Genomic DNA, 25,930 nt, shown 5'->3' on the forward strand with positions numbered 1-25,930 from the left:
ACTCTTCAGAATACATAAAAAGAAGCCACATGAAATACAGCCAAATCACACAAAGTTTTGGCATATTTCATATAGCTTCGTCGCTTAAATTTGTACTCCTTTGTACTTTACAAAGAGTATACCATAAAAACGTTTTCAACGCAAAAGAAAAAGCATATATTTTTATATTTTTTAAGCATAATACTTGCGGTTTCTTCTAGATCATGTTATTATTTAGTTACTAGAAATGATTTTAGTACTTTTAAGGGTATGGAAGTTTGGTGAAAATCCAACACGGTCCCGCCACTGTGATAAGCTTTGCTTTAAGTCAGGTCTTTATTCTTAAATTTTAGTAGATTTCACGCCTCGATGTAAGGTGGTGATGTCAGTTAGGAAATACACCAAAATAGTGCTTTCCCCTATTGACTCTACGTTTAAGTACGTATCATTTTCTAAGGATGGGTTTTCCATCATCTGCGAGGAAGCAGAGTCAATATTTGGAAAGCTACTGTTAACCAATGACGCTTAACACGAAGTTTGTACACTGTTGTACATATGGCTTTCGAAAGTGAACCTTGCCTTTCCCTCTGGGAAGGTAAGGTTTTTTTATTCTTCTGATGCATTCTCTATCACCAAAATTTAGTCTCGAAATCAACAGAAAAGCACTACCCTACTTTTACTTTGGGTAGTGCTTTTTCTATTAGCTATTATTCTTCTGCGCCCAACGCTCCACATCTGCTTTTGTAATATTGTGGAACACCTTTGCTCCTCTTTCATAAGGAATATCTTGGCAGTGTTTACGATAATTAATGACACGTGCAAGCGCAAAGAAATAATCAGATAAACGATTGATAAAAATCAAGACTTGGTTATTGATTTCATTTGTCCACATGGTCGCTACCACAAGACGCTCTGCACGTCGTGCAATGGTTCTTGCCACATGAATCATAGAAGCAATTTCATCGCCACCAGGTAAAATAAATCTTTCCAGAGCTGGCGGGATATCCGCATAAGTATCAATGCGTTCTTCAATCCATTTAACGAGGCTTTCATCTACTTTATATGGGTATACACCATGTGGAGTAGACAAATCAGAACCACAATCAAACAGATAATGCTGTAACTGATACAATTCGTCTCTCAATTCATCATCTGGATCCATTCTACTAATCGTATAACCGACCCAAGTGTTTAATTCATCTACGGTACCATAAGCATTGACACGATCTGAATCTTTTGCAACGCTTTGGCCACCTACTAATTTTGTGAGACCTTTATCTCCAGTCTTTGTATATAGTTGCATATTTTCCTCCTTTATTACCCTTTATCTAATGTCGACGTAGTCATCCCGGTCCAGTTTTACCTCCTCAAAAGTCGGCATACGCTCTATAGTATACACGGAACTTTCCATTAAAAAGAAAGCTAAAGGACAACCAGATCCTTCCCCTAAACGCATATCCATCTGAAGCATTGGGGATAAGCCTAAATAATCCGAAACAATTTGATAGCCCGGTTCTGTAGAACAATGAGATGGGAAACAATAGTCAAGCACTTCTTTCTTTAACTGTGAAGCAATTAAGAGTCCTGTCAAAGAAATCAACCCATCAATGACACAAGGAAGTTGGTGCTGGGCACAAGCTAAATAGGTGCCAACCATCCCTAACATATCCAGGCCACCAACTTTGGAGACGAGATCGATAATATCGCTATAGGGGGCATGTTTGGTTACCGCTTCTTGAATGACAGCTGTTTTATGAGCCTTCATCTCTTCCGTCACTCCCGCTCCGTATCCTGTCACCTTTTGGGCAGGGATTCCCAAAGTGGCAGCAATGACTGCGGCGGAAGTTGTGGTGTTTCCAACCCCCATCTCTCCTGTACCAAATAAGGTATAGCCCTGATGGATCTTTTCAACCGTTCTTCTATACCCAACTAAAATGGCTTCCATGGCTTGCTCTCGCGTCATGGCAGCTTCTTTTAGCATATTGCGCGTTCCATGTAATACATGGTCCGGGTTATCGGAATAAATTGGACTCTTACAACCAATATCAATGACACAAATATCAGACCCAGCATGTTCTGCAATATTACAAACCCCTGCTTTACCATTTCTAATATTATTAGCTACAATAAAGGTTGTTTCGATAGGATTTGAGGAGATTCCTTCTTCACAAATTCCATTATCCGCCACATAGATCATGACGATTTTTTTTGATAGCTGGATTTTGTTAGGAAACATCGCATATAGCTTGGCATACATTTTTTCCATTTTACCTAATGCACCAAGAGGTTTTGCTAAGCGATCACACACCTTTACACCCTCTTCTAATGCTGTAACATTAATTGGTACAATTTTTTCTAGGATTTGATTTAATTCTTCTTGCCTATTCAAAGATCTCCTCCACCTTCTTTACCTGGAGCCCGTCGTATATAATCTTGCTTAGATTTCTGAGAGAATAATAACTTGCCAAAGGATGGTGTGCCAGTCGTCTTTCTAACTCAGTCATGTGCATCAGTTGGTCTTCTGTCAGCAGAATACCAACTACACTACCACTATGGGCAACATTAACTCCTAGTAGACCTAATTCATTTACGATGTCGATAATATCGTTTAAATAGGGTTTAGGTAGTCGTTTGTTATTCAACAAGGCACTTGTAGTCGCAACAGCGCCTAATAGCTGCACATTTTGCTGGTCACAGGCTATTTTAAAATCAGTCAATAATTTTTTTGATTGCTCAGCAGGATATTTGGGACTATCCGTCATTCTTATGAAACTCGTCGTATCAACAATTTGATCTGGCTCTAGAATGTATACATAAAGCTTTGGTTTCCACCTTGTCTGCCATTGAATCTCACCATTAAGAGGATTCATCACGGTCCAGTCTGAAAACCCAACGGAATCACTTGGTTCAATCTTTGAACAAAGACTCGTTAATAAGGGAATCGACACTTTTCCATGTTTATAGGCAGAATAAGCTCCTAAGATCGAAAGCATATCCGCTGTACTACTAGAATAGCCCTTTCCAACAGAAATATCTGTTTGAAAAGTATAGTCGAAATCTATCTGATCTGTTAGTTCATGGATAACTTGCAGCATTTTAGGGCGTAACACTTCTTCCATGACACCTGTTTGAGGACCAATCACTACTTGACTTTTCTTTTCAATCCCATAAGACATCAAAAATTCTTCACCATCCACCACACATTGAAACAATTCTCCGCAAGATCCTGGACAAGATGCTTTCATCGCTCTTATCACTCTTCTTCTCCTCCAAGAATCGCTTCCAAGGCAGCTAATAAACAGCTATTCTCTTCTCTACTACGAATCGCAATGCGGTAGTAATTACTAGTCAAATTCCGATAGTTCGCACACGAGCGGATAAAAATGTTATAACGCCATAATTCTTCTCGTAAATCCTTATCCCCTGTATACTGAAAGAAGATGTAATTGACACTCGGTTTTAGAACCCTTAATGCAGAAAAATTTTCCAAGGATTGATAGAGGTAATCTTTCTCATTCTGTAACCATTTTAAAGTTTGAGTTTGATAATCTCGATCCTTTAAAATTACCGGCAAGGCTTGAAGAGCCAATGCATTGATCGTCCACGGAGCCCGCCGTTCATTCATTTTTGCTAAACAAGGATGGATCCCAAGAGCATAGCCTAAGCGTAAGCCTGGTATTGCGTGAAATTTCGTTAAAGAGCGAACGACAATCGCATTTGCGAAATCACTCAAATAGGGAACAAAACTATACTCTTTCTCATCTTCTAAAAAGTCAATAAAAGCTTCATCTAGAATAAAATGAATATTCTGTTCCAGCAATCTTTTTCCAAGTTCTAGCAAGTGACCAACTGGAACAAGAGAGCCAGTTGGATTGTTAGGATTACACAATAAGACAGCATCTCCAGCTTCCAATTGGTCTATGTCGGACAATAGACCTTCCACAGTCCAAGTAAATTGAGGAGCCGTTAAATGATGATAAAGAATTTCTGTCCCTTCTTGATGAAAAGCTTTTTCATATTCCATGAAGGTGGGACTTAAAATCAGTAATCTCTTTGGCTTTAAGATCTGAGCTAGTTCATAAAATAAACCAACTGCACCATTTGACAAAAGGATTTCTAAATCTTGATTTCCATGATGCTCCCTTAGCAAATCCTTTTCATATTGGTTTGTGATATCTGGATATTCCGTAATTCTATCAATACTGTCCACCAAGACTTGTCGGAGGCTTGTAGAAACTCCAAGCGGATTGATATTGGCACTAAAATCAATCCACTTTTCAGAAGAGTTCCCATTTTTTTCAGCTAATAGACGTCCATTCCCTCCGTGTTCAACAATCATACACATCTCCTTCTTGAAAGATAAAGTAGTCCTTTTAGATTATATCATGTTTACTCACTCTCAAGAAAGGCCTTTAAAGCATCGATTCCAGTATTCTCTGTTGAAGAAATTTCAAAAATCCGTTTAACACCTGCATCTAACAACTGCTTGCGCGCGAATTCTAATTGCTCCTCAGAATCTACCAAATCAATTTTGCTAATGATTCCGATTACATCTTGGTTGAATAATGAAGAAAATCCTTGAGGAAAAGTTTGCATGGTCGAATTTCCTGCGATTAAGAGTCCAATGATTTCAGCTTCTGCTGCAGTCACTGTTAACGCATTATAGTACCGTCTATGTTGTAAAAATTCCCCTGGCGTATCAATAATACTATCATGGAATTGAACAGCCTGCGTTTTAAAATACTCAATATCTAATCCTTTTAACCGTTGAGTTAGCGTTGTTTTACCTACTCCAACAGAACCAACAAACATGATTTTCTTCATATATGTCTCCTATTTTTTAATTAACTGTGCCTCATCCGTTCCTAACTTAATTGTTTCACGGCTCTTGACCAAAACACCCTTGTTTTCATCACGACCTTGTAGGAAGTATTTAGCATCCTTGCTATCATATGTATCTACTGCAGTCTGTGATAACAAACCAATTCCTTTAGAAGGATCACGCAAAAGATTGAAGATAATGCCCATTTGTAATCCATCAAAGTCTTTCAACATTGCATAATCCCCATTACTATCTCCTGCAATTAGGATAGGATCTTGGTTACCATGCTTGTTAGCAATGAATTTCTTGATTGTTTTCGTTTTTCCTTCACCTTGTGTTTGGAAGTAGTCATTATTGTATTCTGATTGAATAACACCAGATTCATCTTTTACTAGTTCCATACCGTAAACATGGTCGTCAGTGATATTGTAGCCATATTTTTCTTTAGTTGCAAAAGGAACAATAACATCACGGAAAGATGCTGACACAACATAGACTTCAATACCGTTGTCCTGGAGAGCTTTATAAAGATTTTGCATTTCTTTTACAGTACGAACACCACGTTTAAATTTGATTTCAACCTGCCCAGCTTCACCCTTTAAGCTTTCAGGACTTTCCCAAGTTTCGAAGACTAAATCTTCCTCAAGAGCTCGATCAATAGCTTTTTCGGTTAAGGCTTGAACCTCTTCAGAAGTCATTCCAGTAAACAAATATGTTACCCATGGATAAGAAATATCTGAACTGAAGGTTCCACCAATCGCTTCGTAAAGATAACGTAATTTTGCACTGAAATCTTTGTACTCATCTAATTCTTTAACTTCTTCTAAGCTCTTTGACCCATTAAATTCCTTATACTCATTATAAATCACTGTATAATCAGAAACAATGTCCTTAGCAATCTTATGAATATTGACTGGTTTACCTTCTTTATTGTTATGATCTTCCGTAAAGTCATCTTCCGGAATATTTGTACGAATCGCTTTGTCTAACTCTTCTGGAGTCATCTTAAAACCTAGGTTTTCAATTTGATAAGTAAAGGTTGCTTCACCAATATCATTGATTACCGTTGTATTGTCCCAGTCAAATACAGCATACGGTTTTGCAGATTCGTCATATTTAGAACTAGATTTACCATTTTCCTTAATGACATTGCTTAATTTCTTATAAAGCTTATCCTCCCATTGACCACGTTCAAGGACTTGATCTTCTTTCTTAACACTTGTTTCTTGACTAGCTTTACTTGTTTCCGTCGTTTTAGACGACTCTGAAGATTGACAGCCAAACATAAAAAGAGCAAGACCACACACTAAAAGTAGACGATGTTTTCTCATTGAAAAACCTCCAAATAAATATTTTTGAACTACAAAAAGGCAACAAAGCATCTATGATTTGAAACGGTTGCTCCATTGCAATCATAGGCCTCATTGCCTTATGTATATTGACAAATCTATTATACTAATCAAACTATAAAATGTCAACCGAAAACGGTTTCATTTTTTAAAAAATAACTATATCCATGTAATTTGTTTCTAACACATAGAATATTATTTTAGAATGATAGCAGAATCTAGTCCTTTAGAATCGTAAAATCATCCATTTTAACTTACTACTATTAGATTTAACAGCATTCTTTTACAAATCTTTACAGATGATTGATTATTCATCAAATATTCTTCCACATGAATTGAAAAAGCCCACTTTCGAAGGCTTTTAAGATATTCATTAAAACATCCCAAATACGACAACTGCTAATACTGCACCGATGATTGGACCAACTACTGGGATCCAAGCGTAACCCCAGTCACCATCTCCTTTGTTAGGAATAGGAAGGAGGCTGTGCATGATACGAGGTCCTAGGTCACGAGCTGGGTTGAGAGCGGAGCCTGTAGTTCCACCGAGAGACAAACCAATCCCTGCAATCAAGGTACCAACAGCAAAAGTACCAAGCCCTGCTTGAAGGTCATAAAGACCAAGCGCAAAGATAGTTAGTAGCAAGACAAAGGTTCCAAGGATTTCACTGATGAGGTTTGAAGTAGTGTCCTTAATTGCTGGACCAGTACTGAATGTTCCAAGGATATTTCCAGGATTTTCTTCTGCTAAGTAATGCGGTTTGAACTGCAACCAGACAAGGACTTGACCGACCATGGCTCCGGCAAATTGTGCAAGGATATAAGGAATGACAGATGCCCAAGCTAGGCCACCATTAAGAGCAATCCCAATTGTTACTGCAGGGTTCAAATGGGCCGGACTTAACTTACCAGAGATGAAGGCTGCGACAGCAACCGCAATCCCCCAACCAAGAGTAATGACGATCCAACCTGAGTTGTGGCTTTTCGTTTTTGGAAGAACCACTCCTGCTACAACCCCATTTCCCAGAAGAATGAGGATTAAAGTTCCTAAAAATTCACCAAATAATTCTTTCATATGATTTAATTCTCCATTATAAAGAGGGGAAGGTTAGACAGTCTTCTTTCCAACCCCTTTTTTGTTTTTCTTAGTTTTTTAATGCTTCCAAGTCATTGTTTTCCAAAGCGACTTGCAAGTCTTGACGGTAGCCAGCTTTTTCTTCTTCTGACCATTCATAGAAGCGTCCCATTTCATCCAAAACAGGTTCGACAATTGCATCTAAGCTATCTCGCATGAAGAGCATGTGGTTCGTCCGACGAAGAAGGAAGTCAACTGGGCTAAGTGCCAATTCATTGCGCATTGCATAGTGAAGTGATAAGGTATCTGCTAGGCTCAATCCAGGTGCTTGTTCCACGCTATGAGCAAGGGCGAAGACCTTAGGTGCATTAGAACCGTATAGGTTAGCTAGGTAGTGAGCTTCCTTGCTATCCAAGCCACGAGATACGCCAAGTTGAGCAAAGGCTTCGATTTCAGAATCCACGTTCGTTGGGTTAATTTCTCCACCTGATACTGGATAGGTCTTAGAGTTGATCAATTTGAACTGACGGTCAAATTCTTCCTTGAGAATGGTCAAGACACGCTCCATCGCTCCTTCAGCCATCTTGCGGTAGTCTGTAATCTTCCCACCAGCCAGGGTCAAAAGACCATTGTCATCGCGGTCTAAGCTTGATCCACGAGAAACAGCAGATGGATCCAAATGTTTTTCAGAAGTGCTGCCTTCCAAGTGGCTGATTGCTGATTCAACATCTTCACGCGATTTTTCTTTAGAAAGATAGCCTTCAACTGTTGCAATCAAAGCATTAAAGCTTTCATCACTGATAGTGCCGTTGTTTCCACCATTGTAGTCAGAAGCACTGTTTCCTGAGATCAACGGACGAAGACCAGCCCAGCTACTTTCGATATCATCGATGGTGATGTGAGCTTCTGGGAAGCGGTTATTCACGATTCCTAACAAGTAGTCGACATCTTCTTGAGTTACTGTTGGATGCTCTAAGTCGCCAGTGTAGTCCGTGTCAGTCGTTCCGAAGTAAGTTTTGTTTTCACGTGGCAAGACGAAGACCATCCGACCATCTCCAAGACCAGTATCAAAGTAGACTGGTTGAGAAACTTTGATCTTGCTTGAATCTACGACCAAGTGAACACCCTTGGTTGGACGCATTTGTGAATGCTGCTCTCCATCGTTTGAGAGGTTACGCACTTTATCGCTCCAAGGACCAGTTGTATTAATCACCAAACGAGCCTTGATTTCAAAGACTTCATCAGTCAAGAGATCACGCGCCACTACACCTGTGATCTTGCCAGATTCATCAAAGAGGAATCCTTCAGCTTTTACGTGGTTAGCAATGAGGGCCCCATCTTGGTTGGCACGTTTGATATTTTCAATCACCAAACGAGCATCGTTGTTACGGAAGTCTAGGTAGACCCCACCTCCGACTAGACCTTCTTGTTTCAACTCAGGCTCACGAGCCAACACTTCTTCTTTGGTCAAGACCTTGTTGGCAGCTGGAGTATTGCTGACACCTGCCAAGAGGTCATAGAGGTCCATGGCTACCTTAAGACGGAAGAGGCTAAAAGTTGCCCCATCTTCATCATAGACTGGTAAGAGCATTGGGTCTGGTTTTGGAATATGAGGAGCAATTTGTTGCACTACTGCACGTTCTGATACCGTATCTGATACCACTTCTACGTCAAATTGTTTGAGGTAACGAAGTCCACCGTGGACCAATTTTGTTGAACGGCTTGATGTCCCTTCCGCAAAGTCCTGCATTTCAATCAAACCTGTTTCAAGACCACTTGCTGCTGCCTGCAAGGCTACCCCAGCACCTGTGATCCCTCCCCCGATAATCAAAAGATCCAGGGTGCGTTCTTGCATTTTCTTAATCGATAATTCACGAGTTTTCTTTGAAAATTCCATAATTCTTCACTTTCTATCCTACTGAAGTCTTGACTAGTCTTCAATTTCTGCAAAGAGTTGGGTAGCTTTAACAGCTTTCTTCCATCCCTTGTAGAGTTGTTCTTTACGAGATTCGTTCATAGAAGGCTCGAAGAGTTCACCAGTTGCATTGAGTTCTTTCAATTCATCTAGGTCTTTCCAGTAGCCGACTGACAGGCCAGCAAGGAAGGCTGCCCCCAAAGCTGTTGTTTCCAAGTTTTTAGCACGAGCGATATCAATACCAAGAATATCCGCTTGGAACTGCATCAAGAAGTTATTCATAGCTGCTCCACCGTCCACTTTAAGGACTTGAATAGCCGTCTTAGCATCAACCTGCATAGTATCGATGATATCCCGTACTTGGTAAGCAATGGATTGAAGAGTCGCCTTAATAAAGTCTTCTTTGGTTGTTCCACGAGTCAAGCCAAAGACAGAACCACGAGCATTTTGATTCCAGTATGGTGCTCCTAGACCTGTGAAGGCCGGTACCACATAAACTTCATCATTGTTGTGAGAATCACGCGCATATTTTTCAGATTCAGGTGAGTTTTCCACCATACGAAGACCATCACGAAGCCATTGAATGGCACTACCCGCGATAAAGATGGATCCTTCTATGGCATAGTATACTTTCCCGTTAATTCCATATCCAATGGTAGTTAGCAAGTTATTTTCAGATAGCTGCATCTCTTCACCTGTATTCATGATGATGAAAGATCCAGTACCGTAAGTATTCTTGACCATACCTGGTTCGAAGGCCAACTGTCCAAAGAGGGCCGCTTGTTGGTCACCCGCCATACCAGAGATAGGAACTTCTCCACCGTAGAAATGGAAAGGAGCTGTTTTTCCATAGATTTCAGAGTTTGAACGCACTTCTGGAAGCATAGCCTTAGGAATATTGAGGACTTCCAAAATCTCATCATCCCATTTTAGGTCTTTAATATTGTAGAGCATGGTACGAGCAGCATTTGAATAGTCTGTTACGTGAGAAGCTCCGTCTGTCAACTTCCAAACCAACCAAGTATCGATGGTTCCGAAAAGCAATTCTCCTTTTTCAGCCCGTTCTTGTGCTCCTTCTACATGGTCCAAGATCCAGCGAATCTTAGTTGCTGAGAAGTAGGCATCAATGACCAAACCTGTTTTTTGGTGGAATTTTTCGACATACCCTTGGCTCTTAAGCTGTTCAGCTAAAGGAGCAGTTTGGCGAGACTGCCAGACAATGGCATTGTAGATTGGAAGTCCAGTATTCTTATCCCAAACAACGGTTGTTTCCCGTTGGTTGGTAATTCCGATAGCTTCGATTTGTCCTGGTTTGATGCCACTCTCGATAAAGGCACCAGCGATAACAGACTGAACAGAGTTCCAGATTTCATTTGGATTGTGTTCAACCCAACCAGCTTGAGGGAAAATTTGCGTGAACTCTTTTTGGCTAGAGCTTACTTTTTCTCCTTTTTTATTGAAAATGATGGCTCTTGAACTTGTTGTTCCTTGGTCAATTGCCATAATGTATTTTTCTTGTGACATGAACTGTCCTCCTGGGAAAAAGAAATATTCTTTAGGAGACGTACTCCTTACATTTTCTATTATACAATATAAACCGCTTTCATGATCATCAATTTTTTTAAGAATTTTAAAAAATTTGAGTAGATGGGTTCAGAACCCTTATTTCATAAGGATTTCTAAGACTTAGAAAATTGGTAGATCATCTGGCGAATATTGGCTAGATCGATCATATCTAAATCATATTTTAAATAATAGACAGGAATCCGCTGGGTAAGGCTAATCGGATTGTTGGTCACGATCAAATCGTAATCTGAAGCTGGATCAAAGGCTTCAATGGTAATAAAACGATTGTACTCTAAGTAGCGCTTGAGGACTTCTGTCATCCGTGTATAGCCTAAATAGCCCACTGTTAAGTCTAAGCCGATCTTAATTTGTCTCCCACTATTTTCTGCGATATAATCCATTAACTGGAGCCACTCCCACTTTATTTTTTTATCCAGTGCTGTCCCTTAGCAAAAGATTGGAAGTTTGCTAAAGATAGTGTCTGCTACTTCTCTATAATCATGACTACTAAAGACATAAGGATTGTGGCTTTCAAGTTGGTACTTATACTTGTCTTGAAGAAGGTAGCCTGTAAAAAGATATACCTGTCCACAAATTTGGCTTAATTCATAGGTCACAGGGCCTTCGATATAATCCCCTAACAACTTCCGGGTTTTCATTTCTTGAATGAGTTGCGTTGTCAGATGACCAATCTCCCCCCCAAAGCCTAAGATGTACTCCATCGTATGAAGCGGAAGGATCCGATGGGTGACAAGGAAAGCAAAGAGGACTAGCATCTCTCCATCATCATGGCTAAGAGCAATGTGTTTCCCAGAAAAGAGCTGGTTTACCCGACCAAACAACCGTTGGTAAAAAATATTGTCCGTATAGCCCTTCATCTTCTGTTCAATTTCTCGAAACTGACAGGCATTGATCTTGAGTCTTTGCTGAGTAATATGGGACCAGAGAACATAATCCAAGCGTTGGCCTTGAGACAACTTGGCACCACAGAGTTCTTCTAAAGTTTCAATTTCGGTTTGCCTTTCTTTCTTGGCAAGTTCTTGTTTCCAGTCTGCACTAGCCCAAACCTTTCGTAGCAAGCCAAAATAAAAATAACGAATTTTATGTTCAGGTCCCTTGAGGCGCCCATTTTGAATTGAAATAGAGAACTCAGTTAATAATTTATTCAAGCCAGAAATATGACGCCCTAGTGTGGCTTCACTAATCAAGAGTTCCTGAGCTAGTTGCTGGGCTTGAAACTGGCCATGATAAAGTAAATAGATCAATAGTTGGTACTTGATCGAATTGTCCAAAAAAGCCCGCCGAATGTCACGCCCCTTTGTATCTGCCCCCACAAGAAGGCGAAGATGTTCATCTTCTAACTCAATGGAAAGGGCCAGCTGATTCTCTTGGGCCTTGTCATTGATTAGTGAAAGATATTTGTTCAAGGTTGCTTTGGAAAAATCTGTCTCCGCCATCACTTCTGACAGACTGCTTGGAGAATGTTGTAGCAGATGAGACAAGATTAAAAACTGCCCACCCTCACTTTTTTCCATTAAATCAGCTAAATGCATTTTCAGAAAACCCTTCCATTATTCTATCCTTAGAGTACCATAATTTAGCCAAAACAAAAAACAATCTGTTTCTATCCTCATCAGCATAAGCAAAAAGAGCCCTAAGGCTCTTCTTTTTATGTAAAATGCTTATAAAGATCTGCTAGGATCTAACCGCTTTAAAAATTCCATTGTCGGGCTATCTTGGTATAGTTGTTTGATACATACCAGATTGAGACTGATTGTTTTGAAATAAATTTGCTCATTTTTCCTCCGTAACGGGATAATCAATTAGATAGATTGCACCCTAATTCGCATCGACCCAAAGATGGTATTGTTCACAATGCAGGCATCGAAAGAGGTAGCCACACATGTCACCATCCTTGACTAGGTAGTCAGCCACATCCTGAAATTCACCACGCGCTTCATATTCTTCCAAAACTCGCTCCGCAATCCCCATCTCCTCCAGTTCACGAGTGCCCACAGTTCCCAAATAGGCACAGTAGTCTTGACAACAGGAGAGCCAATTCTCGCCTTGCCAGCTGATATAACCTGGAGTTTGACAGAAGAGGACCTGATCTTTTTCCTTATCCATGACTCCTTGCCAATCAGCATCTTGGATAAACTCTGCTTCAAACTTCTGGGCAGCACGACCAGTAGAGATACAAGTTGGACAGAGATTTTCCACATTCGCTATACAATAGGGTCTCAAAGCATAATAGATGGTATGGTCTACCCCACACGAAGGGCAGGTCTTAGGCTCCCCTTCCTTAAAGGAACCCGTCGCTAGTGGATCCGGATGATAGCGGAAGGTTGGCAATTCACTGACTTTCTCCTTATGAGCCTCTTTTTCTTTTTCGGTCAAGGGACGAGAGAGAGCAAAGCGATCTCCATGACTTAGACTCATCTTTTCTAAGGTGAAAAGTTTCTTAACTTGCTTGCGATCTGACTTGTCGACAAGCCCCAAAAAGAGCGTATAAGCACTGGCATATAAGCCCAACTCTTGGTAGACATCCACCAAGACCTGCTTAGCTTCTGAAGTTTCCAGTAAGTTCAGCCGATCCGCAAAATCATAGAGAGCTAGGACGCTGGATGAATCCTTATCTTGCGCTTGGAACTGCTTTTTCAAGTGGATATATTCTTTCATAGAGTCGTTCATAGAATTGCTCACTTTCGTTTTTACAGAGAATTAAATCTTGGTGTCATTTCTATTCTAGCGCTGAAAATGTACTTTAAAGCCATACTTACCAGCATTTTGCTTGAGTTTTTCAACCAACAGTTCATTCTGTTTACTTTTACCAAAAAAGAAGGGAATGGTCTTTCCATTTCTGAGTTCGATATAGAAAGCATAGCGACTCCCACCACCAGCGCGACCACGGAGCAATAAATAGGTTATCTGCTTCATCTCTTTCAATGGGATCATACGACGGCTAAAACACAAAGGCACATGAATGAAGAAGATGCCATTCGAAATGTGGTAAGGTTCAAAAAATGAGCCTCCACTACGTCGGCTAGCTAACCACCGACGAACGAATAAAGTAATGCTGAAGAAGGCGATAAAACCAACACTTAATAATAGTGGTCCTGATCCTAAACTTGCCATTCCATTTCTTCCTTCATAAATTCTAAATACACAGTACAATTGTTGATTCGGACTTAATCAGAATGCTTTTTATTCTTTGTCAATAAGATGATGGCACCCACTAAGAGAAGAATTCCAAACCCGAAAGCAACTAGTTCAAAATCTTTTAATCCTTCAATGTAGGGTAGGATATACATACTTGATTCTACCAGTAAAAAACCGATAAGAAGAAGTGCGAGAGCGAAATAGACGAGTTTTTTATTCATCTGTAGGTCCTTTCTTTAGCTGGAGTTTTATCGAACTTAACTAGCTGATAATTCTATTTGGTTTCAACCCATTTTTCATTGTCCATGATAAAGGGCTTGGCTAGACCTTCACCTGTGTAATCCTGGTATTTGGTCTCCAAGTATTTGTAGACATCTTCCTTGGTCGCAAACTTGATCGCTTGATAGGGCTCTTCAAAGGTCAGCTTTTCGACAAAGAGGTAGCCGTCCTTGGCAGGAACCAAGACACCGACGTGCCCGACAAATAGGGAATTGCCATCTAGGTTATCATGAACGATTACGGAAAGCATGCGGGCATTTTCATTGAATTTGAAATTGGCAAAATACTCTTCCATCTTTTTAGCATGGACCTTGACATCCGTTGTATCCTCTGTCGGAACCCGTGAATACAGAATGTTAAAGGCTTCCTTGTCTGCCTCATCGAAGACTTTCCCTTTTTCAATCGCATCATTGTCCACGAACAAGAGTTCACTATCCGCCTTTTGCTTAGGAATCTCGATGCGATTCTTCAACAAGGTATAACTATTGATCCGGCAGTTGGTTCCGACGAAATCTCCCTTTTTCTTGGTCCACAAGTCACTAATCTTCTCCACATCGTATTCCGTCTTTTTGAAGGTGGTAAAGTCGCCCGTCAAGCCAACAGATCCAACGATATTATCATAGTCCGTTACGAGACCAAGAAACTTGTCTACACTCTCCTGATCCAAATAAGCAGACAAGAGAGCCCGTACTTCTTCGACACTTTCCTTGCTATTGAGATTGCTGTAGGTACCCTTGTAATGCTCCTTGTCTGAGCTGGACTGCTGGACAGTGGAGGTTTCCTGCTTTTCTTTGGATTGCTTTTGATTGGTCCCACAAGCCGATAAAGCAAAAATCGCCAAGGCACAGCTAGTAAGGAGCATGATTTTTTTAGATGGTTTCATAAATTTTTTCCTTTTCTATATACTAAGATGGTTTGTAATATGGAATCGCGTTTCATAACATGATTCATTTCTTTTTCCTATCGAATCTCCTTCTCCTATATTATAGTTTAAAACGGACTTAGCTCCAACTATTTTTCACGAAATGAGGAAACTTTATAGGTAGCAAAAAAAGAGCTGGCAGACTGTCCAGCTCTTTAATGAATAATGAATCCTATTTAATCTTATGTTTGTTCATCTTTTCTTCAAAGACTTCCGTCATGATGACACGCAATTCTTCCCGTTCTTTTTCAGGAAGGTCTCCTTGGCGTTTGGCCACGGCATAGAGTTCAGGATAGCGCATAGCCACACGTTCGATCGTCTTTGTTGTCGCATGCCCTCTGACAAAGAAAGGAATACGCTTGACCCATTCTTGCGGTACAAGAGCAAGCAACTTCTTCGCCGCTTCTTTATCAGAAATCTCAGCTGTACTCAAACCTTGGTTGATCTGTTCTTGTTCTTTTTCTGTAAAATCTTTTAGGCTATGTCACAACAAACAGTTGATAAATAGCCATTTTTATAGGGGAGTATCAGAACTCCCCTACAAACTGTTATTTGCAGTTATCTATACTCATTTGGAATTTCGATATGAAGTGTCTCACACAATAACTTCACATCATGTGCATCATTTTCATCAAACTCGTATCCCAGATGGAACATTACTTGACTATATGGTTCAATACAGGAAACCTCTATTTCCTCAATTCTTCCTTTACCCGAAAAAGTTTCTACCGGAAAACAATCCCCATCATAAAGAATTTCACCTTCGTCCGTATATTCAAAACAATGCAAATCAATAATTCTGTTTTTCAAATCTTCCCATACAGTATGGTTCAATGTTGTATATTCCATCTTAATCTCATAAAAGCCATTAGCTTTCATTATTTCTATAAAGTTCTGATAATCGTTCTTTTCTACAAAAATGTCAATATCATTATGGGCTCTTGACTGATATCCAAGAAGAGCATCTACACCCCAGCCACCATCAAGAAAGACTTTAATCTCCGCATCTATTGCAAATTGAAGAATCTGTTTTACATCTGTTATATTGACCATCTTATCATCTCCACAAATTCTAATTAGGCGACCAGAGGAACTGCTGGTCTGTTTGATAAATCTCTGCATTTAGCAGTTTTCAATGTTGCCAAAACGAAAGTTAAGAAGATGTTCCTTTTCTCTATGTCGCTTTCTTTGGCGTAATTTACAAGGTTATTCCACACAAGATAGTTGTTCAGATACTTGGTAGAAACACCGTTAAAGCCACGCATAAACCTCTTTAGCTGGCTATGGTAGCTATTGATATGTTGGATATTATAAATGCCTTTCTTGGCTTTGCCAGTCTTTAACTGCACAAGGTCAATGCCATTGGCATTTGTAAATCTCACATAGGAGTTCATCTTGTCCGTAACAAGAGTGGAATTGGTCTTAATCCTACCATCATAAATATGATGTAAATCTCTTGTAGAAACTCTACCAGTATTCGTAATCTTGGAGATAGACAAGCCATTCCTATTAACCGCACAAGGAACACATACCTTTTCTTGGGACAAGCCTCTGATATGTGTAGAATGACCACGCTTATGAGCCTTGCGTGGCATAGCAAATGTCTTACTCTTGCTATGATTGCCCTTGTACGAGATGGCGAAAAAAGTTTCGTCAGCCTCAATAATGCCGTCAAGGGTAACATCGTCTGCCATATTCTGAAGTGCATCCAAAATCTTGTGTCTCCAAAGGAATGCGGTGTTTCTGTGAATCCCACAAGCAACAGCAGTCTTACGAATGGATAAGCCATTCATCATACAATCAATGTACTGCTCCCACACGGACAAGTCTTTTCTTGTACCAGACACAATGGAGTTCGTAGCAATCACGAAGGACTTGCCACAATCCTTACATACATATCGCTGTGTGCCATCTTTACGATGACCATTGCGAACCACATGGATACAGCCACAAAGAGGGCATACACGACCATTTGCAAAGCGTTCCTTTGCTACGAAATCTTCAATATTCAAAGACTTTACAAAGGCAGGACTTAAAAGCATTGTTTTAAGGCTTTCCTGCTCTGCGACAGTCAACTTACCGATAATATCTAATGCGTCTTTGATAGTAGGCATATCCAATTACCTCCTTCGGTGGTACTGTTTCTTACTATTATTATACGCTATTTCTCGTCAAAAATCAACCATTTGTTGTGACAGAGCCATCTTTTAATTCCATATAAATCACCTTACTCTACTAATTTCTTTACCCAAGGACACATTATACACCTATGTAGGGGAAAAGTACAACTAAAGGAACCGAAAAATAGAGCTAAGGCAAGTCATCCCTCACTCTATCTCTTCATCGTTAAATCTTATGAAGTATATTGATTTCCGAATTACTGTGGTGCATCTTCCTTTTACTTTAAATAATAGTTACTTGCCTCAGTTAGTTTTTTATAATAATGATCGTAACTCTTACTTAATTGTCTAATCAGGGGAATAGCTACTTCATAGTAGTGATGGTCCATTAAAAATGTTTTCAGTTGATCTTGTATAGTTTTCATTGAACTTGTTTTGAAATCATCACTGTTCAAATAGCGATCATAAATAGTAATTGTGTCCTTATGCTCATTATGCCACTTTTCATAACTTTCTACCGCAGCTATCTTAGCTTCATTAACCTCTTTTAAGGTCTTTAAATAAATACTAGAACTATTGTCTAATCCAACAAATCTATTTTGGCATGTTCTATAGCATACTCAGCTTCTTCTTGAGTGAATTTTTTATTCTCAACAAGTATTTCTAATAACTTTTCTTTCGAAATCTTGCCACTGTTTACATAAGATTCCGCTTCTTTCACAGCATTCTCCTTCCAATCGAAATTTACTTGTTCTACAGCATGGTCAGCCTCTTTTTGAGTAAATAGTGCAACATTTATCAGTTGCTCAACTAACTTTTCTTTTGAATAACGATACTTTTGAAGTGATTTTGCTGCTAAAACAGCCTGCTCTCTCCAGTCTATATTAAGCTTATATACAGCGTACTGGTTAGCGCCTTCAGAATAATTATAAATCTTTATTTTATTTTTGATAGCCTGCATCGAAATAGGAGAATCCGCTGACAGATTTTTAGCTGTTTCATATGCCCTTTTAAATTCTTTTTCTACTAAAGTTGGAGAAAAAAGTTTTTTAACAAGCAAATTAAATAATAATTCGAAATTATCATTATATTCATCAATTGGATTAGAGTATTTTTCTACAGGATAAGTTACTTTTTTCCATGAATAACTCGAATGCTTATGAGCATTCTCATAAGCTCTATCATAACTATTTAACATAAGAGCTACAACTACTACCATCAATACAAAAATCGAAACAAACATCCAAAAAATAAATTTCAAAAATTCTTTCATAATGAATACCTTTACTTGTTTGTAGTCAAATTAATTTGTTACTTTGTTCTTAATAAAACAACAGTGTAACGCAATGCTCTCATTCATATAAATACTTCCTAACAATGTGTTTTTTCTTTAAGAACAGGATAAACATTCTGTATCCTATTCTTCTTTTAGTTGTACTTGAGTATGGGCTAGCAGGTCACCTAGATGTCTCTTATCTTTCCTAAACAGCGTCATTGCCAGTAGCAAAACTGCGAGTAGAGTCGCCGAAATCGAGAGGATAATGGATAATCCATCAAAATTACTATAGAAACCATGAATTGTGCCCATATGGCCTATTTGCCAAGGTAAAAATTTAATGGTGTTTCTGATCAAGCTAGCTTGTACTGTTTTTTTCTGGTAGACCAGTTCAAGTCCTGCTTTTACCTTCCCAAAACTCCCATTTTTTGCATAATCCAAGTATGTGAAAAGGAGTGTGATTGGTAAAATAGAGGTAAAAAATACGAGCCACTGCGACTGAATTTCTGTAAACTCTGGGACACCATTAAAAAAAATAATGTAAATAAGCATCGAAACTATAAACAGAAAAACTAAATAAGTTAGAATGAAAAGATAATCGAATAGAAATTCTATCATTCTTTTTTTAACCGAAATAGGATTGATTGCTAACATCTTCATCACCGTCTCCCCCTTTCTCATCTCCATTATAATATAAGGGTACGAATAAAGAAACTATTTATAAAAAAAGACTGCAATCTAGCAATTGCAGTCTTCAAACCTACTTATCTTCTCTATAAATAACAAATCCATTTGGCTGAATAATCAATCGATCATCGGAAATGCTCCCAAGAATCATCAGATCTGCTTGTCCTCTTTCTAAGAAAAAGTCTTTCTTCGACTGGTTAAAGTAGGCTTTAAGGAGCTGTCCTTCATGCTGCCATTCTACTGCCACCACATCCGGCTCCACTTCTTCTAGACTCACTTGACCATGTTGGATCAACTCTGCTACTTCTTTTCGTAGCTGGATCAAGTCCTTCATAAAGTTCAACATGTCATTGTCCGCGGCCACGCGCTCCCATGGCATGACACGGCGGCAATCTGGGTCGGGACCACCAATGAGGGCTAACTCCGTTCCATAGTAGATACATGGTGTACCGCGTTGCAGATAGAGGAAGGCGAGAGCTGACTTGACGGACTGGAGATCACCTTTGGCCGTCGTCAGGATGCGCTCTGTATCATGCGAGTCCAAGAGGTTAAACATAACCTCAGAGATCTGTTGCCTATAGTACATAGACTGGCTATTGATTTCCCAAATGAAGCGTTGCGTCTCCTTATGCCCCCGCAGGAAATAATCCTTGATACTTTCAGAGAGCGGGTAATTCATAACTGCATGGAACTCATCACCATTGAGCCAAGGTTGGGACGAATGCCAGATTTCTCCTAGGATATAGAGGTCCGGTTTCTTGGCTAAGACCGCTTTACGGAAATCGCGCCAGAATTGATGGTCGATTTCATTCGCCACATCCAAACGCCAAGCATCGATATCAAACTCTTCAATCCAGTATGTCGCCACCTTCAAGAGATAGGCCTTCACCTCTGGATTAGCCGTATTGAGCTTGGGCATATAGCCCGCAAAGGCAAACGCATGGTAAGACAAGTTGCGACTATTCCACAGATTTTTTGAGGAGACAGGGAATTCTTTAATATGGAACCAGTCCTTATAAATCGAATCCTCCCCGTATTTGACCACATCCTGCCATTGGGGGGAATCGTAGCCAATATGGTTGAAGACGGCATCCAACATGATCTTCATCCCACGCGCGTGGGCCTCTTTCACTAGCTGGTGGAAGGTCTCCTTATCTCCAAAATGACGATCAATTTCAAAATAGTCAATAGTATCGTACTTGTGATTGCTCGGAGATTCAAAAATCGGACAAAGGTAGAGCCCTGTAATACCTAACTCCTGCAAGTAATCTAGGTGATCAATAATGCCTTGTAAATCTCCACCAAAGAAATCCAATATTTGAGGAGCAATTGATGCATCCCACGGACGGACGCCTTCTGGAGAAAGGGCTGGATTCCCATTGGCAAACCGTTCTGGGAAGATTTGGTACCAAATCGTCTGCGCCACCCAATCTGGAACAGCACAACCATCAATCTCATGGATAAAAGGTAGCTTAAAGCCGTTCATGACGAATTCAAGGTTCTCCTTGTTATAGGAAGCCATACCTCGATCTCCGTACAAGACCTTCTTCCCTTTTGTATCTTCTAATTCAAAGAGATACTGGATCCGTGCATAGCCAACGGCTACGGAAACCTGCCAATAATCAAACAAATCATCTGAGGTTACCTTGTCCATCTCCTCAGTTTCCTCATATAGATCCTCTGTAAAAATAAAGGGATCCCCATAATGCAAGACGATCCGTTTGATATCCTCTTTTTTGGTCCTGATGCGAATGTGGAGCTGGCCGTCCTTATAAAGATAGGCGTACTCCGATTCAGGCCGATGATAAATAGCGGTTAATTCCATCTGTCTTGTCTCCTACTTTTATTTCTTTACTCATCATTTATCAATTTATGCAAACGATTACAAAAAATCATGTACTAGTATACAACTTTATGAAAAGGTTTGCAAGATATTAGAGGAGATCATTCATAACTTCTAACTTTTTTAAGATTGTATTGCACATAAAAAGCCCAACGATTGGGCTTAAAGATTTTTGTTGAAGCAATGACTTTACCTTATAAGCATCACTTTATACTGTTTCCTACTAAAATATACTACAGTTCTATATTTCTGTTAATAGTTTATTGAACAGTTGTTCGAGCTTACTAGTATCTCCATAAACTGTTCCATCCATATATAAGTGATAGATATCATCATCTAAACCAATTGAAATTTCACATTCATAACCTTTCATCAAAGCTAAAGAACGGATAACTTCTCGTTGAGTACGACCATTTCCTTCTCGAAATGGGTGAAAATAATTTAGATTATCTAATATCTCAGCTAAACTTTTACAAATCTCAATTTTATTATTTGCGTTAAGTAAATAGTTTGAAAGCAAAGTATTTAAAAATTTTTCTGCCATATCAAAAGACTGAACTGGCATAAAAGCATTTCCACTTTTAGAGATATTTACTTGACGGTATTGACCTGCCCAAGTATACATTCCTTCAAAAAGAAACTTATGAATCTTTAAAATATCTGAAACAGTATTTACTTCAATTGGATTAATAAACAGTTTTAAACTTTGACTTGCTACTAAACGATATTCTAATTCTCGTGCTTTATTATCATTTTTCTCATTAAATTTATTTATGAGAACAGATGAATGGGGATAGGTGTACAAATTATCAGGGTCTATATAATCATACCCATCATATATTTTTCTGACCATTATCCAACTCCTAATGCAACTGCCTCTTCTCTCAGTCGCTCCACGTCTTCTACCGTGGGATGCCATCCTTCAATCATATTGGTGCTCAGAGCAAACCAGACGCTCTTAAAAACCTTTTTGTTGTCAAAAACCACACCCATAATCATCATTTTTTCTTTATCTACATCTAAGGTCATATTCTACCTCCGTCCTATTATTATAGCATATTTTCAATCATTTTAGTTCTCCTATTTAGTACTTACCCTACAACAAAAAGCCCAGCAATTGGGCTTTCTTATTATCAAAATAACTGATCCTCATTCCTTACTTGTATGCCGCTTTCCAAGACTTAGCGCTTGCTCTTCTGACATTTGAACAACCTTAGAAAAGTTAGTATTGCGAGGCATACTGTCCAAAGAATACCAATAAACATCCGCACTCCCATTTCTGGCCACATAAACAACTGGAGCTAGTTGAGGAGTTGGTGCTACAGGCTCGACAGGTTGAACTGGCTGAGCTGGCTCTACTGCTTGACTCGGTTGAGGGGCTTGACTTGGTTGCGTCTCTACAGAAGGACTAGCAGGTTGAGGTTGACTACTTGGTTCTGTCGGCACTAAAGATGGCTTGGCAGTTCCCTTCAGATAGTCAATGGTCGCATTCTTAGAGTAGTTGTCCAAGGTAACAGTGGTAATCCCATAAACATCTACTGACTCTTTGGGACTACTTAAATTGATTGGTAGAAGGTTGCCATCTCGATCAATTCCTACATATTGCAAGGTCACCTGCCGAGGAATTAATTCATCACCAGTATAGACCGGAGTCACCTTGTAGTCTAACCAGTAATTTGGGTGGGTGGCTAGCCAGCTATCAAGTCGTTTCTCGTAGTAGAGCATGCCCTCCACATTACTATCCGCTGTCCCTTTATAATTCCCCGTATTGGTCCATGCAGTTAAGGGAACTAAATTTTTCCCTTCATTAGACAAGCCACTAAATTGATAGCCGACCAGATGCCCTCTATGGAACAACCAGGCCTTCTTCCCTTTGTTTCCATAGGACAGCTTATAATTATGCCAGCCAACTGGATTGTAGGTAAGCCGTGGCTCTCTTTTCTGCTTTGGTTCATCCTTATCTTGTAACTGTATATGAGCTGAAGTCGCACGACCTAAATGATCAAAATCCCCCAGTACTAGCTGCTTATTGCCATTAAAAGGCAGTAGATGAAGACTCTGGTAATCGAGTCCAGTTTGCTGAGCTTGAACTCCTTGAACAAAGGTTAAGGACATGAAAATCGCGACTATTCCAACGAAGATATTTTTCAAAAACCGTTTAATAACCATAATAAACTCCCGTATTACTATCTAGTATTATTATAGCAGAAAAAAGCGGTTACAAACATAGAAGATAGGCAATTTCTTCTCCTATTTCAATTAGATTTTAAAATGAGTTTATTTTTACTTTATATTTCTTTAGTGTATAAAATAAGGACTATTTTTTAAATACATAAAATGATACACAACTGTTCTATATCAACTTATATTCATACCACTCTTCATCTACTTTCTGAAATCCCAAAGCTAAAAACACTCTTTGACTTTGAGTATTAAATGGATAAATTTGTGCAGAGACCTTTACCATTTTTTGTTCTTTTGCCAGCTGTATCATTTCAGAAATACATCGTCTTCCGATCTGTAAATTCTGATACTCTTTGCTGATCACTATAGAAAGTTCCGAGTTATCTTGAAGTGTCACATCTCCAACTAACACTCCTTCATATTGGATATAATAGCAAGAACCATGTGAAGATAGGTAATCATACATTTTATGAAGTTTTGTTACATCGTAAATCTGATCAGTATTATCCACTTGTTTGCAAATCTCACTATCTTGATACCAAAGAAGGGAAATATCATCATTCCTATAATAAGGAATAAGAGTGATCTGTTCGTCTACTAATCTATTAATCATGACTTGTTCTTATTTCTATTTAGACGCTTCTTCCGATTCTTCAATATTCTCCACAAACCAATTGGCCATCTTTTGGCTCTTGCTTTTATACGGGTTAGGGTGAAACAGAGTAAAAGGAGGAATGCTGGCATCGGGGAAAGATAATTCTACTCTTAACGTCCTCTCCGGGTTATCATCAGCATAGGCTGTAAAATGGATAAGGTAATTGCCGCTCACATCACCACCATTATCATACTCACCTCTAGCAGTATTTGGCAATAAGGTCACGGACTTTATGCCTTGCTTTTCCTGGGCTAAGTATGCGATAATCTCACTCTTAATAGCAGCTTCATGATTTCTAATGAAATTACTATCATCACTATATGCAGGATGCCCATTGAGCGAATAGAAAACAATAACCATCAGGAAAGGTAGGGAAATTAAAAAAATGATTAGCTTATTGGATTTTAACATAGTGGTTCCTCATTCTACTTATAAAAAATTTTCACCCAATCCTGCTTTGCACTTAGTATACGAGCAACATGCACTGTATGCTTCTCAATATAATAAAATGCGAGATAGTTCTCTATTGGCATATAACGATAGGGTTTTCCATCATTAGTCATCTCACCATAGCCCCGACTTGATACAAGAGGACATGCTTCTGGAAACAGCTCTAGGGTTTCAAGAGCACTTAATAGCAAATCGACTTTGCCATCTGCAGCTTGCTGGCTATAAAAATTCACAAGAATATAGTCGTGAATCTCTCGCAAGTCCTGCTTAGCCTGATCTGCCAGAAAGACCTGATAGCGTTTCAACTTAGTCAAGACCAAATTCCTTTCTCACATCAGCTACAGAAGTGACTTTCCCTTGAGCAATTTCCTGGTGCCCAACTAAAATCTCCTTCTTTAAATCTTCAAAGGCTACCTGATACTGTTTGTCCTTCAAATCACTCGAAACAAATTCTTCTGGATCCACAGTCCCGTTGGCAATTTTTCGAAGTGCTGCATTTAGGACATCAGACACAGAAATTTTTTGATCCGCCAGCACCTCTTTTGTTTTCTGATAAAACATCGCATCTGCTCGAAAATTCACTGCTTTCGTGTTTACCATTTCTACCTCTCCTTTGTACATACAATTTGTATATACATTCTACCATAAGATAGAGAAGGGATTCAAGTGAAAAATGGATTCCTCTTTCACCTAATAAGATATGAGAGCTGCATTCATAACTGATGATACATAGTTTTGATAGAAAAAAGGTGATAGATTGTTCTGTCTATCACCTTGTATTTTGTATTTACGAAGTTCCTTATTTCCCCTTTAAAAATGGTTCCACCAAATCAATCCACTCTTGAGGCAGGTAAGCTGACAAATAGCCATGATTATAGCCCTTTGCTTCATACAAGATCGTATTTGGATGCAGTTGTTGAAATAATTTCGCTGATGCTTTCACACAGTTCAATTCTTTTTCACCATAAATATAAAGAACTTGAGCCTTGCTAGCAGAAACCGTCTTCTTCAGCTTGTAACGCCCCATATAGGTTTTGTAAATGGTCACTAATGTTTTGATAGTCGTCCTTGGCAGATCCTCCAAATAATATGCTTTTATCTCCTCTGGATAAGCCAGTTTAGGATAGAGTTTGTTCATCATACTTAATTGAAGTTTACAAGAGAATTTACTGAACATCAGTTTACCAAATAGGGATACTAGAAAGATGCTGATTTTAGCTAACCTTGGTTGAGGAATACAGAGGCTTCCGTCTATGATGGCCTTCTCAGCAATTTCGCTGTCTGAGGACAAAACCTCAATAGCAATTTGACCACCAAGTGAAACACCACCAATCGCAAACACCTTTCCACCACAGTTTGCTTTGATATAGTCTAGGATCTCCAAAGCGGAATCTTCAGTAGAAACATAATCGAGTGGATATTCTTCGCCGTGGCCATTCAAAGTAGGTAAAATAACACGGTATTCTCCTGACAAGATCCGTGCTTGACGAAGATAGTTCCACCAAGAACTACCACCGCCATGTATCAGTAAGATAGGAGGCAAATTCTTATCCCCAAATTCATGGAATTTCATGTTTAAACTCCTTACTGTAAGACTTTAACTCGTAGTGATAAAAATCATTTGTTTTAAAGATAGTTAGATGTATTTG

General features: G+C 39.2%; 27 protein-coding genes, 1 pseudogene and 1 riboswitch. All 28 genes and pseudogenes read right to left on the reverse strand.

Going from position 1 to position 25,930, the window contains the following annotated elements:
• The first annotated feature begins 224 nt into the window (after positions 1-224).
• Positions 225-370: riboswitch (adenosylcobalamin (AdoCbl) riboswitch) on the forward strand.
• A 309-nt stretch (positions 371-679) separates the two neighbouring features.
• The 28 genes and pseudogenes from DW738_RS03720 to DW738_RS03855 all read right to left on the reverse strand — a co-directional run bounded on the left by DW738_RS03720 (position 680) and on the right by DW738_RS03855 (position 25,854).
• Entirely contained in the window at positions 680-1,282 is a 603-nt protein-coding gene (locus DW738_RS03720; protein ID WP_123160356.1) for a cob(I)yrinic acid a,c-diamide adenosyltransferase, read from the reverse strand.
• A 21-nt stretch (positions 1,283-1,303) separates the two neighbouring features.
• Positions 1,304-2,368, reverse strand: coding sequence for a nicotinate-nucleotide--dimethylbenzimidazole phosphoribosyltransferase (cobT, locus tag DW738_RS03725; protein ID WP_123160357.1), 1,065 nt, complete (start codon positions 2,366-2,368; stop codon positions 1,304-1,306).
• Positions 2,361-3,236 (reverse strand): kinase, encoded by an 876-nt coding sequence (locus DW738_RS03730; RefSeq protein WP_243634244.1) that lies wholly within the window; start codon positions 3,234-3,236, stop codon positions 2,361-2,363. The genes cobT and DW738_RS03730 overlap by 8 nt, the downstream gene beginning before the upstream one ends.
• On the reverse strand, positions 3,233-4,318 hold the full coding sequence (gene cobD, locus DW738_RS03735; protein ID WP_123160358.1) for a threonine-phosphate decarboxylase CobD: 1,086 nt from the start codon (positions 4,316-4,318) through the stop codon (positions 3,233-3,235). The genes DW738_RS03730 and cobD overlap by 4 nt, the downstream gene beginning before the upstream one ends.
• Before the next feature lie 50 nt (positions 4,319-4,368).
• Complete coding sequence (locus tag DW738_RS03740) at positions 4,369-4,803, reverse strand: EutP/PduV family microcompartment system protein (protein ID WP_123160359.1); 435 nt, start codon at positions 4,801-4,803, stop codon at positions 4,369-4,371.
• 9 nt (positions 4,804-4,812) lie between these two features.
• A complete protein-coding gene (locus tag DW738_RS03745) occupies positions 4,813-6,132 on the reverse strand; it encodes a haloacid dehalogenase-like hydrolase (protein WP_123160360.1) in 1,320 nt (439 codons plus the stop codon).
• A gap of 391 nt (positions 6,133-6,523) precedes the next feature.
• Positions 6,524-7,225 (reverse strand): MIP/aquaporin family protein, encoded by a 702-nt coding sequence (locus DW738_RS03750; protein ID WP_123160361.1) that lies wholly within the window; start codon positions 7,223-7,225, stop codon positions 6,524-6,526.
• A gap of 70 nt (positions 7,226-7,295) precedes the next feature.
• A complete protein-coding gene (gene glpO, locus DW738_RS03755; RefSeq protein ID WP_123160362.1) occupies positions 7,296-9,122 on the reverse strand; it encodes a type 1 glycerol-3-phosphate oxidase in 1,827 nt (608 codons plus the stop codon).
• Between the two features lie 33 nt (positions 9,123-9,155).
• On the reverse strand, positions 9,156-10,664 hold the full coding sequence (gene glpK / locus DW738_RS03760) for a glycerol kinase GlpK (RefSeq protein ID WP_023026892.1): 1,509 nt from the start codon (positions 10,662-10,664) through the stop codon (positions 9,156-9,158).
• A gap of 155 nt (positions 10,665-10,819) precedes the next feature.
• Positions 10,820-12,259: pseudogene (locus tag DW738_RS03765) on the reverse strand (helix-turn-helix domain-containing protein).
• 286 nt (positions 12,260-12,545) lie between these two features.
• Positions 12,546-13,397 carry a CbrC family protein gene (locus DW738_RS03770; RefSeq protein ID WP_117744343.1) on the reverse strand — a complete coding sequence of 284 codons (852 nt, stop codon included), beginning with the start codon at positions 13,395-13,397 and terminating at the stop codon, positions 12,546-12,548.
• A 54-nt stretch (positions 13,398-13,451) separates the two neighbouring features.
• Positions 13,452-13,841 carry a hypothetical protein gene (locus tag DW738_RS03775; protein ID WP_117744344.1) on the reverse strand — a complete coding sequence of 130 codons (390 nt, stop codon included), beginning with the start codon at positions 13,839-13,841 and terminating at the stop codon, positions 13,452-13,454.
• Positions 13,842-13,894: 53 nt separating this feature from the next.
• Positions 13,895-14,086 carry a hypothetical protein gene (locus DW738_RS03780; RefSeq protein ID WP_117744345.1) on the reverse strand — a complete coding sequence of 64 codons (192 nt, stop codon included), beginning with the start codon at positions 14,084-14,086 and terminating at the stop codon, positions 13,895-13,897.
• A 53-nt stretch (positions 14,087-14,139) separates the two neighbouring features.
• Positions 14,140-15,027 (reverse strand): DUF4300 family protein, encoded by an 888-nt coding sequence (locus DW738_RS03785; protein ID WP_123160363.1) that lies wholly within the window; start codon positions 15,025-15,027, stop codon positions 14,140-14,142.
• Between the two features lie 211 nt (positions 15,028-15,238).
• Positions 15,239-15,511: a hypothetical protein gene (locus tag DW738_RS03790; protein ID WP_123160364.1), complete on the reverse strand. Its 273-nt coding sequence runs from the start codon at positions 15,509-15,511 to the stop codon at positions 15,239-15,241.
• A 113-nt stretch (positions 15,512-15,624) separates the two neighbouring features.
• Positions 15,625-16,119 carry a lincosamide nucleotidyltransferase Lnu(C) gene (gene lnu(C), locus DW738_RS03795; protein WP_019543803.1) on the reverse strand — a complete coding sequence of 165 codons (495 nt, stop codon included), beginning with the start codon at positions 16,117-16,119 and terminating at the stop codon, positions 15,625-15,627.
• 23 nt (positions 16,120-16,142) lie between these two features.
• Positions 16,143-17,180, reverse strand: coding sequence for an IS1595-like element ISSag10 family transposase (locus DW738_RS03800; protein WP_061087933.1), 1,038 nt, complete (start codon positions 17,178-17,180; stop codon positions 16,143-16,145).
• A 586-nt stretch (positions 17,181-17,766) separates the two neighbouring features.
• Positions 17,767-18,459 carry an Ltp family lipoprotein gene (locus DW738_RS03810; RefSeq protein WP_123160365.1) on the reverse strand — a complete coding sequence of 231 codons (693 nt, stop codon included), beginning with the start codon at positions 18,457-18,459 and terminating at the stop codon, positions 17,767-17,769.
• 144 nt (positions 18,460-18,603) lie between these two features.
• A complete protein-coding gene (locus tag DW738_RS03815) occupies positions 18,604-19,143 on the reverse strand; it encodes an RDD family protein (protein WP_117744349.1) in 540 nt (179 codons plus the stop codon).
• Between the two features lie 79 nt (positions 19,144-19,222).
• Positions 19,223-20,974: a glycoside hydrolase family 13 protein gene (locus DW738_RS03820; RefSeq protein ID WP_123160366.1), complete on the reverse strand. Its 1,752-nt coding sequence runs from the start codon at positions 20,972-20,974 to the stop codon at positions 19,223-19,225.
• Between the two features lie 259 nt (positions 20,975-21,233).
• The gene (locus DW738_RS03825) at positions 21,234-21,845 is read right to left on the reverse strand and encodes a Fic family protein (protein ID WP_023023568.1); all 612 of its coding nucleotides are present in this window, start codon (positions 21,843-21,845) and stop codon (positions 21,234-21,236) included.
• The gene (locus DW738_RS10300) at positions 21,845-22,021 is read right to left on the reverse strand and encodes a hypothetical protein (protein ID WP_023023570.1); all 177 of its coding nucleotides are present in this window, start codon (positions 22,019-22,021) and stop codon (positions 21,845-21,847) included. The genes DW738_RS03825 and DW738_RS10300 overlap by 1 nt, the downstream gene beginning before the upstream one ends.
• 120 nt (positions 22,022-22,141) lie before the next feature.
• Positions 22,142-23,161, reverse strand: coding sequence for a DNA/RNA non-specific endonuclease (locus DW738_RS03830; protein WP_123160367.1), 1,020 nt, complete (start codon positions 23,159-23,161; stop codon positions 22,142-22,144).
• 184 nt (positions 23,162-23,345) lie between these two features.
• A complete protein-coding gene (locus DW738_RS03835) occupies positions 23,346-23,789 on the reverse strand; it encodes a GNAT family N-acetyltransferase (RefSeq protein ID WP_123160368.1) in 444 nt (147 codons plus the stop codon).
• A 15-nt stretch (positions 23,790-23,804) separates the two neighbouring features.
• Positions 23,805-24,242 carry a hypothetical protein gene (locus DW738_RS03840; protein WP_123160369.1) on the reverse strand — a complete coding sequence of 146 codons (438 nt, stop codon included), beginning with the start codon at positions 24,240-24,242 and terminating at the stop codon, positions 23,805-23,807.
• Positions 24,243-24,256: 14 nt separating this feature from the next.
• The gene (locus DW738_RS03845) at positions 24,257-24,595 is read right to left on the reverse strand and encodes a type II toxin-antitoxin system RelE/ParE family toxin (protein ID WP_123160370.1); all 339 of its coding nucleotides are present in this window, start codon (positions 24,593-24,595) and stop codon (positions 24,257-24,259) included.
• Positions 24,588-24,881 carry an antitoxin gene (locus DW738_RS03850; protein WP_123160371.1) on the reverse strand — a complete coding sequence of 98 codons (294 nt, stop codon included), beginning with the start codon at positions 24,879-24,881 and terminating at the stop codon, positions 24,588-24,590. The genes DW738_RS03845 and DW738_RS03850 overlap by 8 nt, the downstream gene beginning before the upstream one ends.
• 199 nt (positions 24,882-25,080) lie before the next feature.
• On the reverse strand, positions 25,081-25,854 hold the full coding sequence (locus DW738_RS03855) for an alpha/beta hydrolase (RefSeq protein WP_123160372.1): 774 nt from the start codon (positions 25,852-25,854) through the stop codon (positions 25,081-25,083).
• Positions 25,855-25,930: the final 76 nt, after the last annotated feature.

Source organism: Streptococcus sp. AM28-20 (genome assembly GCF_003603595.1).
GTDB classification, from domain to species: Bacteria; Bacillota; Bacilli; order Lactobacillales; family Streptococcaceae; genus Streptococcus; species Streptococcus ilei.